At 61.7% G+C, this 11,806-nt stretch carries 13 protein-coding genes; 4 read left to right on the plus strand and 9 right to left on the minus strand.

The genetic code is table 11. The annotated features are described in order from the left end of the window. Nucleotides 1-44: 44 nt before the first annotated feature. From FJD34_RS25590 to FJD34_RS25605, 4 genes are all read right to left on the minus strand, one after another. Nucleotides 45-602 carry a UPF0149 family protein gene (locus tag FJD34_RS25590; RefSeq protein WP_032860752.1) on the minus strand — a complete coding sequence of 186 codons (558 nt, stop codon included), beginning with the start codon at nt 600-602 and terminating at the stop codon, nt 45-47. Between the two features lie 84 nt (nt 603-686). Continuing rightward, on the minus strand, nt 687-1,379 hold the full coding sequence (locus FJD34_RS25595; RefSeq protein ID WP_090290987.1) for an anti-sigma factor: 693 nt from the start codon (nt 1,377-1,379) through the stop codon (nt 687-689). Beyond that, the gene (locus tag FJD34_RS25600; protein WP_065942290.1) at nt 1,376-1,915 is read right to left on the minus strand and encodes a sigma-70 family RNA polymerase sigma factor; all 540 of its coding nucleotides are present in this window, start codon (nt 1,913-1,915) and stop codon (nt 1,376-1,378) included. The genes FJD34_RS25595 and FJD34_RS25600 overlap by 4 nt, the downstream gene beginning before the upstream one ends. 89 nt (nt 1,916-2,004) lie before the next feature. Next, a complete protein-coding gene (locus FJD34_RS25605; RefSeq protein WP_090290988.1) occupies nt 2,005-2,526 on the minus strand; it encodes a DUF3455 domain-containing protein in 522 nt (173 codons plus the stop codon). A 202-nt stretch (nt 2,527-2,728) separates the two neighbouring features. Here FJD34_RS25605 and FJD34_RS25610 point away from each other — a divergent pair, with 202 nt between their 5' ends. Further along, on the plus strand, nt 2,729-3,514 hold the full coding sequence (locus FJD34_RS25610) for a sulfite exporter TauE/SafE family protein (RefSeq protein ID WP_090290989.1): 786 nt from the start codon (nt 2,729-2,731) through the stop codon (nt 3,512-3,514). Nucleotides 3,515-3,648: 134 nt separating this feature from the next. On the opposite strand, the gene pcsA is transcribed toward FJD34_RS25610, so the two are convergent. Next, the gene (pcsA, locus tag FJD34_RS25615) at nt 3,649-4,371 is read right to left on the minus strand and encodes a phosphatidylcholine synthase (protein WP_032860748.1); all 723 of its coding nucleotides are present in this window, start codon (nt 4,369-4,371) and stop codon (nt 3,649-3,651) included. 150 nt (nt 4,372-4,521) lie between these two features. After that, entirely contained in the window at nt 4,522-5,460 is a 939-nt protein-coding gene (locus FJD34_RS25620; RefSeq protein ID WP_090290990.1) for a class I SAM-dependent methyltransferase, read from the minus strand. A gap of 192 nt (nt 5,461-5,652) precedes the next feature. Between FJD34_RS25620 and mdeB the strand changes: the two genes are divergently transcribed. Then, nucleotides 5,653-8,331, plus strand: a complete 2,679-nt coding sequence (gene mdeB, locus FJD34_RS25625; RefSeq protein WP_090290991.1) for an alpha-ketoglutarate dehydrogenase — start codon at nt 5,653-5,655, stop codon at nt 8,329-8,331. A gap of 146 nt (nt 8,332-8,477) precedes the next feature. Here mdeB and FJD34_RS25630 read toward each other — a convergent pair whose 3' ends face one another. Continuing rightward, nucleotides 8,478-8,966: a DUF1289 domain-containing protein gene (locus FJD34_RS25630; RefSeq protein ID WP_032860742.1), complete on the minus strand. Its 489-nt coding sequence runs from the start codon at nt 8,964-8,966 to the stop codon at nt 8,478-8,480. Between the two features lie 36 nt (nt 8,967-9,002). Further along, complete coding sequence (locus FJD34_RS25635) at nt 9,003-9,893, minus strand: LysR family transcriptional regulator (protein WP_090293126.1); 891 nt, start codon at nt 9,891-9,893, stop codon at nt 9,003-9,005. 112 nt (nt 9,894-10,005) lie between these two features. Between FJD34_RS25635 and FJD34_RS25640 the strand changes: the two genes are divergently transcribed. After that, nucleotides 10,006-11,016, plus strand: coding sequence for a zinc-binding alcohol dehydrogenase family protein (locus FJD34_RS25640; RefSeq protein WP_090290992.1), 1,011 nt, complete (start codon nt 10,006-10,008; stop codon nt 11,014-11,016). 83 nt (nt 11,017-11,099) lie between these two features. Next, the gene (locus FJD34_RS25645) at nt 11,100-11,399 is read left to right on the plus strand and encodes a putative quinol monooxygenase (RefSeq protein ID WP_032861097.1); all 300 of its coding nucleotides are present in this window, start codon (nt 11,100-11,102) and stop codon (nt 11,397-11,399) included. A gap of 135 nt (nt 11,400-11,534) precedes the next feature. Here FJD34_RS25645 and FJD34_RS25650 read toward each other — a convergent pair. Beyond that, on the minus strand, nt 11,535-11,806 hold a 272-nt coding region (locus FJD34_RS25650; RefSeq protein WP_188310392.1), incomplete at its 5' end, for a ribonucleotide-diphosphate reductase subunit beta.

The following is an 11,806-nucleotide window of genomic DNA, read 5'->3' on the forward strand; positions in this document are numbered from 1 at the left end:
ATAATCGACCATCTGGCGGGGCAGGGTCAAATCATGCCGTGGGTTTAACCGCGTTGGGTCAACCAATAGGCATGCAGGGCCCTGGCCGCCGGTTCGATGCGGGCCACCTGTTGTTGATGGGCTGCGACATCCAGGTCCGCCGGCAATTCGAAATTGTCCTGCTCGGCACACCAGGAAATGGCTTCCAACTGGGCGGCGTGCTCGGCCGGCAGGGCTGGCCATTGGCTGATCGCCGCGCCACGGATATAGCCAAAGCACCATTCCTCGGCGAGGGTCAGCGGCAGGTCCTGATGTTCGGTGTGTTCAAAGCGTGCCTGGAAACCCTGGGCATCGCTGGCCAACTGCTGGGCAATGTTATTCATATGGCGTGTGCACAGGTCGATGAACTTCTCCAGTTCTGCCTTGCTTTCCCAGGCGGGGATCTGGTCACCCCAGATGGCCGGGAACCAGATGGCGACGTCCATCGCAGCCGGGCCGGACACCAGGGCGGTGAAGTAGCCATCGAGTTCGGCCAGGTTCAACACCGAGTTGTCGTCGCCATACTTGAGCAGAATGTCTTCGATGAACTCGAAATCGGCAGGGGCGAGGGCTTGGTCGTGCATGAACATATCCTTTGAGCGTCAAGCGCCGCAGATAAGGCGGCGTAAAGCGCGGAGGATGGCGCGAGTCGGCGTTTAAATCCAGTGCTAGATCACCTTCACCGCACGACCAATCGCCTGGATCGGCCCGGTGGGCTTGCCAGTCGGCGAGCCGTTGGGGCCTTCCAGGGTCATCTCGAACAGTTGGTTGGGCGCCAGCGGCGGCAGTTTATCCAGGGGGATCGACAGGCTCTGCCCCGGCTTGACGAGCCCGAGGGAAACCGGGCCTTGCCAGTCATCACCCTTGGTCCAGAACTCCAATGCCTTGTCGGCCGGTATCTGCATCACGCCCAGTGGAATCAGTTGGATATGCTGATCGTTGCTGGCCTGGATCACCCAGCCCGGCGCCTGGCTCTGTGGCGCCATCAGCACCACGACATAGGCGGTGGGATTGACTGCGCCGGGGCGGCTCAGCAGCAGCGCAGCCAGGACCAGGCTGGCCAACAGGCCTGCACCGGCCAGGCCACGCCACAGGGCGAGCAGGTTCCACCACGGCACCGACGGTGCAGCGTCCACAGTGTGATGGCCCAGGCTGCGTTCGATGCGCCGCCATAGATTGGGCGACGGCGCCACTGGCTCGGCCAGTTCGGTCAGGGGCAGCAGGCGCTGTTCCCAGGCATCCACCGCCGCGCGCAACGGCGCATCGTGTTCCAGGCGTTGCTGCGCGTGCAGGCGTTGCTCGGGCGCCAGGGTGCCCAGCACGTATTCGCTGGCCAGTTCGTCCAATTCGTCAGGTGTCATGCCATGCACTCACGCAATGCCGCAAGGCTGCGTTTGATCCAGGCTTTGACAGTCCCCAATGGGGTGCCCAGTTTCTGTGCGATTTCACTGTGGGACAGGCCGTCGACATACGCATGCAATAGGCAACTGCGACGCGACGGTTCCAGGTGTTCCAGGCACTGGTAAACCTTGCCGCTACGGGCGCGGTACTCGAAATGCTCGACACTGGGCTCTGCTACCAGTGTGTGTTCGTGCTCGTCACTGAGCGCAACTTCGCGACCGGTCTTGCGCATAAAGTTGAGCGCCCTATGCCGGGTCACGCTGTAGACCCAGCCACGGGCCGAACCCCGGCTCGGGTCGAAACCGCCGGCGCCGTTCCAGATATTGATAAAGGCGTCATGCACGATGTCCTCCGCCAGGGCTGTGTCCCGTGCGATACGCTTGGCCACGCCGAGCAGACGGGCGCAATCGTGTTCATACAACTGACGCAAGGCTTGCTGTTCGCCGCGGGCGCAGGCCAACAGGCAGGCTTCATAGTCAAAGAGAGGTTCGGGCAAGGCAGGGGCCGCCATTTCAGGGTCAAACCCCGGCCGTGAGTGGCCGGGGGCTATCGCAGCAGCTTAGACGACTTTGCTTTGCGGGCGGATCATTTGGCCGCCCAGAAGATGTAGTCCGCCTGGTACTTCACCACTGCCTGCTTGCCTTTGTTGGCGGTGCTGCATTCGGCACTCGGTGCTACGCCGCCCTTGAGCGCCACGCGCTGGATAAAGCTGACACCGGTCATTGCACCCTGGCCCTCAGCCGGATTGGCCTTGACCAGTTGATAAGGCAGGTTGCCCGCGCTGGACGGCGCTACGGCCAACTGCGTGCCGGTGACTTTCGAACCATCCTTGGCCTGCCAGGTGGCGGGCGGGCCGAAGTAAGTACCCACCTGTTTGCCGCTACGGTCATTGAGCACGGCCTTGGGGCCGACGAAGACCCATTCGGTCTGGCCGGCAGCGTTGGCCTTGTCACGACATTCGTAGGTGATTTCGCCGACACCGGTGGTTTCCATGGTCACCTTGTGTCCGTCCGGCACCTTGATGCTGTCGGGCAGACTGGTCTGGGCAAAGGCCGCTGGTGCGGCGAGCAGCAGGCAGGTCAGGCAGAGCAGGGGTTTAGTGTTCATCGGTGTCTCTCCGTCAGGGTGAACAGCAGAGCAGCGCTGTGGCTACTCCCTGTACTACTCGCGGTGTGGCGGATTGGATGCACGCCAGGACAAATAAATCTGCAAGACAAAAAGGAATAAAGTCAGATCGTATTGGTATAAGTCGTTATAAGAAAAATCGCTATGCTGCCGCCAGAATTTTATAAGGCCGCAGGTAGTTGTAATGGATGTGGGTAATTTTGGTTTTGTAGTGGCGGGCCTGATCGTTGGTTTTATCGTCGGCATGACCGGTGTGGGGGGCGGGTCGCTCATGACCCCGATCCTGTTGTGGTTCGGCATCAACCCGGCCACGGCCGTGGGCACCGACCTGTTGTATGCGGCTATCACCAAGGCCGGCGGGGTGCTGGTGCATGGCAAGAACAAGAACATCGACTGGACCATCACCGGCTGGCTGACCCTGGGCAGCGTCCCGGCGGTGTTGCTGACGCTGTGGTTCCTCAAGAGTCTGCACACCGATCCCAGCGCGATGAACGAGGTGATCAAACAAGCCCTGGGCGTGGTGCTGTTGCTGACGGCCCTGGCGATCCTGTTCAAGAAAAAGCTCATGGCCTTTGCCCAGCGCCATGCCGGCGACAACTACCATATGAGCCCGCGCAACCTCAACGGGCTGACAGTCTTCACCGGCGCGATCCTCGGCACCATGGTCGCCCTGACCTCCATCGGGGCCGGCGCGCTGGGCACCGTGGCGCTGTTTATCCTGTACCCGTTCCTGGCCACCAAGCGCCTGGTGGGCACCGAAATCGCCCACGCCGTACCGCTGACCCTGGTCGCAGGCCTAGGGCATGCGAGCATGGGTAACATGGACTGGCATTTGTTGGGGTTCTTGCTGATGGGTTCGCTGCCGGGCATCTATTTCGGCAGCCACATGTCAGGCCGGGTGCCGGACGAACTGCTGCGCCCGTGCCTGGCGGTGATGCTGGGGTTGATTGGCTTCAAGCTGGCGTTCTGAGCCAAGCCGCACGCAGGGTGTCAGGTACCGAGCGTTATCGTTGACGATTATCGCTGGCAAGCCAGTTCCTACAAGGGCGTGTACTTTTGTAGGAGTCGGCTTGCCGGCGATGGCGCCCGCCAGGGCACCGCACATCATGCCTTGTGCGACTTATCCAGCCACTCCACCGCTGTACGCCAGATACAAATCCCCAGGAAATACGCCGACATCAACAACCACAAACCCATGGTCAACGTGTTGGTGTACGGCTGGTCGATCACCAGCAACAGGCTGCACAGTAGCCAGACCGTGGTCACCGCAATGTTGATCGGCATAAAGCGCTTGACCCGGAATGGGTGCAGGAACTTCATCGGCGTCACCGTCAGCAGCGCCAGGCCGATCACCGTGGCCAGGGTGATCCAGGCGGGTGGATCGATGATGTAGACACACAGCGCCACCACGTTCCAGGCGGCGGGGAAGCCCTGGAAGTAGTTGTCCTTGCTCTTCATGTTGACGTTGCAGAAGCAGAACAGCGATGACACCAGGATCACCGAGACGGTGAACAGGTGGGTGAAGTCCGGCAGGTCGATATAGCGGTAGATAAACAGCGCCGGGATAAACACATACGTCAGGTAATCGATCACCAGGTCCAGCACCGAGCCGTCGAAGCTCGGCAGCACGGTCTGCACATTGACCCGTCGCGCCAGCGACCCATCCACGCCGTCCACGATCAACGCCAGGCCCAGCCACAGCAGGCAGGCCTTGGGTTGGTTCTCCAGCAGCGCCAGCGTCGCGAGGAAGGCCAGCACCACACCGGTGGCGGTAAAACCATGGGCGCCCCAGGCTTTGAGTCTGGCTACATGCAGGGTCGATATCACAGGGGCGTTCTCCAAAAGGTGAAACACGGCAGCCGACGGCGATTGAGCGTCGAATCTGGCCAAGGGATGCAGGTATCGACCGGAAAGGTGGGGATAAGGTTCACCACCACGGCGTTAGGTTTAGCGTAGCAAGCGTTGACACATTCGGCATCAACCCTGACGGAACACCAGGGCCTTCAAGCCGCTTTGCGGGTCGATATCGGGAAACTCCGGTGGGTTTTCCAGGCGCTGCTCAAAGCGCAGCGCTGGTGCTTCGCGGGTGACGCCCTCGATCAGGAAGTCTTCGCCCAGCGCTGGGTCGTTCATGCAGGCCAATACCGTGCCCTGGGGTGTCAGCAGGTCCGGCAGGCGCCGCAGCACACGCTGGTAATCCTTGGTCAGCAGAAAGCTGCCCTTTTGAAACGACGGCGGGTCGATGATCGCCAGGTCATAGGGCCCGCTGCCCGTGACCTTGGCCCAGGACTTGAACAAGTCATGCCCCAAAAAGCTCACCTTGCCCAGGTCATGGCCATTGAGCCGATGATTGTCGCGGCCCCGGCTCAGGGCGCCACGGGCCATGTCGAGGTTGACCACATGTTCGGCCCCGCCCTCGATGGCGGCCACGGAAAACCCGCAGGTATAGGCAAACAGGTTCAGCACCCGCAGGTTGCGTGCGTGTTCGCGCACCCAGTTGCGGCCGTAGCGCATGTCGAGGAACAGCCCGCTGTTCTGCTTTTTGCCCAGGTCGATGCGATAACGCAGGCCGCCTTCGGTGATGGTCAACTCCTCGACCATCTGCCCCCACAACCATTCGGTGGTGCTTTGCGGCAGGTAGCGATGTTGCAGCGCCAGGGTGTGGGCGCCGGCCTGCTGCCATTCGTTGCTGGTGCAGAGGTCGCGCAGCAAGTGCTGCAAGGCATCCAGTTGCACCGCCTCGGGTTCCTTGAACAACGAGACCAGCACCACGCCTTGCAGCCAATCCACAGTCAGTTGTTCCAGACCCGGCCAGCAGCGGCCCCGGCCGTGGAACAGGCGACGGGTTTCTGCGGGTACGTCGCGCAGGGCGGCGAGCAGATGAGTGTGGAGCAGGGCGAGGGCGTCTGGGGTCATCGGGCAGTGTCGATCGTTGAGCGGGCGGCATTTTAAACACAATTGCGGTGTTTCAGGTGCCTGAAGCACAACGTGCTTTTAATCAGCTGCATTTGAGCATTTCGTGCTGCAAATCGCCCCGCAACCTACTCAGAACAGTCAAAAAATCCTTTTGGGCAGACATAAACTGGAAAAAACAGCTCGGAGGTACCCATGAACGGTTTCGTAAAGACAGTCAATCACTCAGCCATTGACCAGCAGGAGCTCACCGAGTGGCGGGACGCGCTGCAATCCTTGGTGCGCCACGCAGGCCCGGAACGTGCGCGGGAGATCCTCGATATGCTGGCCGACGCCGGCAACACCCCGGCCATCGGCTGGAAGCCGCGCCATGGCACGCCGTACATCAACAGTATCGACGTGGATCAGCAGCCACACTTCCCCGGCGACCTGGCCACTGAAGAGCGTCTGGCCTCGTTGGTCCGCTGGAATGCCCTGGCCATGGTGGTGCGGGCCAACCAGGCCTATGGCGAACTGGGTGGCCATATCGCCAGCTATGCCAGCGCGGCGGACCTGTTTGAAGTGGGCTTCAACCATTTCTTCCGTGCGCGCCACAACAATGAGGGCGGCGACCTGGTGTTCTACCAGCCCCATTCCGCGCCCGGCATCTATGCGCGGGCGTTTCTTGAAGGCCGCTTGAGCGAGCAGGACCTGGCCCATTACCGCCAGGAACTGGGCGCCGTCAAGGCGGGTGCCCGTGGCCTGTCCAGCTACCCGCACCCGTGGTTGATGCCGGACTTCTGGCAGTTCCCCACCGGCTCCATGGGCATCGGCCCGATCAGCTCGATTTTCCAGGCGCGCTTTATGCGTTACCTGCACCATCGTGGCTTGCAAGACACCACCGACCGCCACGTGTGGGGCGTGTTCGGCGATGGCGAGATGGACGAGCCGGAAAGCATGTCGGCCCTGACCCTGGCCGCCCGCGAAGGCCTGGACAACCTGACCTGGGTGGTCAACTGCAACCTGCAACGCCTCGATGGCCCGGTGCGTGGCAACGGGCGGATTATCGATGAATTAGAGGCGCTGTTTGCCGGTGCCGGCTGGAACGTGATCAAGCTGGTCTGGGGTTCGGACTGGGACGCCTTGCTGGCCAAGGATGAAGACGGTGCGTTGGTGCGCACCTTGTCCCAGACCGTGGACGGGCAGTTCCAGACCTTTGCTGCCAAGGATGGTGCCTATAACCGTGAGCACTTCTTCGGCCAGAGTGAATCCCTGGCCAAGCTGGCGGCGGGCTTGAGCGATGAGCAGATCGACCGCCTCAAGCGCGGCGGCCACGACATGCTGAAAATCCATGCCGCCTACCACGCCGCGCGCCGGGTCAAGGGGCGCCCTACGGTGATCCTGGCCCAGACCAAGAAAGGCTTCGGCATGGGCGAGGCCGGGCAGGGCAAGATGACCACCCACCAGCAGAAAAAACTCGACCGCGAGGCGTTGATCGGCTTTCGTAACCGCTTCCAGTTGCCCTTGACCGACGAGCAGACCGAGTCCCTGAGTTTCTATAAACCCGCCGCCGACAGCATGGAGATGCGCTACCTGCACCAGCGCCGCGCCGCCCTCGGCGGCTATGTGCCCAGCCGCAGCCAGAGCGCCGAGCCGGTGCCCGTTCCGCCCGTGAGTGGCTACGCCGGTTTTGCCACCCAGGCCGAAGGCAAGGAAATGTCCACCACCATGGCCTTTGTGCGCATGCTCAGCAACCTGCTCAAGGACAAGGTCCTGGGCCCGCGGATCGTGCCGATTGTCGCCGACGAAGCGCGCACCTTTGGCATGGCCAACCTGTTCAAGCAGATCGGCATCTACTCCAGCGTCGGCCAGCGCTACGAGCCGGAAGATATCGGCTCGATCCTCAGCTATCGCGAAGCTACCGATGGGCAGATCCTTGAAGAAGGTATCAGCGAGGCCAGCGCCATCAGCTCCTGGGTCGCGGCGGCCACCAGTTACTCTGTACATGGTTTGCGCATGCTGCCGTTCTACATCTACTACTCGATGTTCGGCTTCCAGCGCGTGGGGGACCTGATCTGGGCCGCCGCCGACCAGCGCGCCCGGGGCTTCTTGCTCGGAGCCACGGCGGGCCGTACCACCCTGGGCGGTGAGGGGTTACAGCATCAAGACGGCAGCAGCCACCTGATGGCCGCGACCGTGCCCAACTGCCGCGCCTACGACCCGGCGTTCGCCGGGGAATTTGCGGTGATTCTCGACCACGGCATGCGCCAGATGCTTGAGCACGATGTGGACGAGTTCTACTACGTGACCCTGATGAATGAAAACTACCCGCAGCCGAGCCTGCCGGCGGGCGTCGAAGCAGCGATTATCAAGGGCATGTATCGCCTCGACGGCAGTGCCGGCGCCAAGGTGCGCCTGCTTGGCTCCGGCACGCTGGTGCGCGAGGCCCAGGCTGCCGCGCAGTTGCTGGCCGACGATTGGCAGATCGACAGCGAGGTGTTCAGCGTGACCAGCTTCAGTGAACTGGCCCGCGAGGCGCGTGAGGTGGAGCGCTACAATCGCCTGCATCCGCTGCAAGCCCCACAGCGCAGCCACCTGGCAACCTGCCTGCCGCTAGGCGCGCCAGTGGTGGCGGTGTCGGACTATGTGCGCGCAGTGCCACAGATGATCGGTTCATACCTGGGATCGAGCTACACCGTGCTGGGGACCGATGGCTTCGGGCGCAGCGACACCCGTGCGGCGTTACGCGACTTTTTTGAGGTGGACCGTCACCACATCGTCCTCGCTGCGCTGGCGGCCTTGGTGGAACAGGGCAGCCTGGAGGCGCAGGTGTGCCAGCAGGCGATTGAGCGCTATGGCCTGCACACCGAGCGCGCGGCGTCCTGGACCCACTGACCCTCAAGGTAAATGAGGAACAAATGTGGGAGCGGGCTTGCTCGCGAAAGCGGTGGGTCAGTCACCTATGCACCAACTGACCCACCGCTTTCGCGAGCAAGCCCGCTCCCACACAAGCCCGCTCCTACAGGGTTTTTCGGTGTGTTTTAGAGAGTGGCAATCAACGCCGGCCCAAACGCCTCACGCAAAAACTGCGGCGCGATGTAGCGCTGGTAATGCGCCTCTGACAACAGGAAAAACTCCCGGTCAATCGCATCGCGCAAATCCGCCAGGTGCCGCTCGCGAAACTCCGGCAGCAGCGCCAGGCCATAGGCATCGAGCCTGGAAATCACCCGCGCACCGCGGGCAATCAACTGATAAGCCCAGCAGTAAGGTGACTGGTGCGGCATAAAACGGATCTTGCGCTCCTCCAACTGCTGGCGCAGGCGTGGGGCATCCAGCACTTGCAGCTTGCTGGCCATGACTTGCACCAGTAACTGCTCAAGGCGCAGCCAGACCGCTTGTTTTTCCTCGGCGCTGTAGCCGTTCCACTGAATGACTTCATGGTGATAACGCTTGCAGCCACGGCAGACCAGGTCGCCATAAACGGTGGAACACAGGCCGACGCACGGCGTCTTGATGGTTTGATTTGGCATAAAAACCGCGTCTTTCCTAATCCACGACAAAAGGGTTCACAGGCGCTCCAGGGCGTTGAACTGCTGGTTCAACCATTGATACAACTGGGTGACTGCCCGTGACATCTGCCCGCGATGGGGGCAGGCAAAACTCAAGGGGTACACATCACCGGGAATCTCGGGCAACAGCACCACCAGGCGCTGGGCCTGCACATCGGCGTATACATCCAGCCAGCATTTGTAGGCGATGCCTTCACCTGCCACCGCCCAGCGCCGCACCACATCGGCGTCGTCACTGAACAAGGGGCCGGCGACCTGCACGGTCTGCTCGCCCAGTTCCCAACGGTCGTGAAGGCGACCGTTTTGCAGGTACAACAGGCACGGGTGGCGGGTTAGCTCGTTGATCGACGTGGGCGCACCGTGGCGCGCCACGTAATCCGGTGACGCCACCAGCACCCGGCGGTTCCAGGGGGCCAGGGGCAGGGCGATGTAGTTGGCGTCTGTGTTCCAGCCGTAACGCAGGGCGACGTCCACCGGGTCGCGAAACAGGTTGGTGACCTGGTCCGACACCAGGAACCGTAAGGCCAGTTCAGGGTGCAGGCGCCGGAACTCGGTGAGCATCGGCAGCAGGATATTGCGCCCCAGGTCCGAAGGCGCAGCAATCTGCAACGTGCCCCGCAGCGGCGCGTTATCGCCCCGCAAGCGTTCGCGACCCAGCTCCAGTTGTTCCAGCACGCCACGGGCGGTGGGCAGGTACTGTTCGCCCTCGGCACTCAAGCGCAGGCTGCGGGTGGTGCGGGTAAACAGGCGTACCTCCAGCTCCCGTTCCAGGCGCTTGATCGCCGCTGCCACCTGGCCTGGCAACAGATTCGCCTCCACGGCAGCCGCAGTGAAACTGCCCAAAGCGGCACTGCGCAGGAACAGGCCGAGATCATCGATGCGGATCATTTTCACTCCAAAAATGAAAGTGTTGCTGCATTTTGTCGATTTTTCTTCGTCCTGGGAACAGTGAAAATGCAAGCCATCGAGGGCCATCGTCCTTCTTCACCCGTGAGATTCCATGAAAGCAATTACCTTCACCGAACATGGCCTGCCCATCGACGATCCGCGCTCGCTGATTGATGTGAATATCGAAGCACCCCAACCGGGCCCTCGGGACCTGCTGGTGCAAGTACAGGCCGTGGCGGTCAACCCGGTCGATACCAAAGTGCGTTCCGGCACCTTTGCCAAGGAGCCGAAAATCCTCGGCTGGGACGCGGCAGGCATCGTGCAGGAGGTGGGCGCCGAGGTCACCCTGTTCAAACCGGGCGACGCGGTGTACTACGCCGGTTCCTTGATCCGCGCTGGCAGCTACAGCCAATTGCAGGTCGTCGACGAGCGCATCGTCGGCCACCGGCCACGTACCCTGGATGCCGCCCACGCCGCCGCCTTGCCGCTGACCTCGATCACCGCCTGGGAGTTGCTGTTCGATCGCCTTGGCGTGAGCGAAGGCGGCGGCGAGGGTGATGTGTTGTTGGTGGTCGGTGCCGGTGGCGGCGTGGGTTCGATCCTGGTGCAACTGGCCCGTCAACTGACAAAAATGACGGTGATCGGTACCGCCTCGCGCCCGGAGACTGTCGAGTGGGTCCAGCGCATGGGCGCCCATCATGTGATTGACCATCACCGGCCGATGCTGGCCCAGCTTCAAGCGCTGGGGGTTGATGGGGTCAGTCATGTTGCCAGCCTCACCCATACCCAGGAGTACCTTGCGCAACTGGTCGAAGTGCTGCGCCCCCAAGGGCGACTGGGTTTGATCGACGATCCGGCCAGCCTGGATGTCATGCCGCTCAAGCTCAAGTCCTTGTCCTTGCACTGGGAACTGATGTTCACCCGCTCGCTGTTTGAAACAGCGGACATGATCCAGCAACACCATCTGCTCAACCGCGTTGCGCAACTGGTCGACCAAGGCGTGTTGCATACCACGCTGGGGGCGCATTTTGGGTCGATCAACGCGGCCAACATGCGCAGCGCCCATGCCCTGGTGGAAAGCGGCAAGGCGCGGGGCAAGATTGTGCTGGAGAATTTTCAATGAACACCCTGATCAAAGCCTTGGGCTTATCGCTGTGCGCAATGCTTGCCGGATGCGCCAGCCAATCTACCAATGGAGTCGCCAGCATGACCAAACCCTTGATATCCATCGCCGTACTCAAGGCCAAGCCAGGCCAGGAACAAGCGCTCAAGGCCGGTTTGCTGGCCCTGGTCGAGCCGACCCGTACCGAGCCAGGCAACCTGGATTACGTGTTGTTCGAACTGCGTGATGATCCCGGCACGTTCTATATGCGTGAAGCGTTCAAGAACCAGGCGGCCCTCGATGCGCACTTTGCGATGCCGTACTTCCAGCGCTTTGCCGCCACGGCGGATGACTTGCTCAACGAACCACTGAAACTGATCTTTCTTGAGCAAGTGTCCAACTGAGGCCGTACACCGCAACTGATTGTAGGAGCGAGCTTGCTTGCGAAAAACGCCTAGGCGCCGCGTTTATCCGGGGTGCCTGGGTTATCGTTGACGATCTTCGCGAGCAAGCTCGCTCCTACAGGAGGTGTGGGTCAATCAATCCCAGCTCAACGCCCCGCCAGTCTGATACTCGATCACGCGGGTCTCGAAGAAGTTCTTCTCTTTCTTCAAGTCCATGATCTCGCTCATCCAAGGAAACGGGTTGGTCGTGCCCGGGTATTCTTCCTTCAAGCCAATCTGTGACAGGCGACGGTTGGCGATGAATTTGAGGTAGTCCTCCATCATCGCCGCGTTCATGCCCAGCACGCCGCGCGGCATGGTGTCGCGTGCGTATTCGATCTCCAGCTGGGTCCCTTGCAGGATCATCT

The organism is Pseudomonas brenneri, assembly GCF_007858285.1.
Taxonomy (GTDB): Bacteria; Pseudomonadota; Gammaproteobacteria; order Pseudomonadales; family Pseudomonadaceae; genus Aquipseudomonas; species Aquipseudomonas brenneri.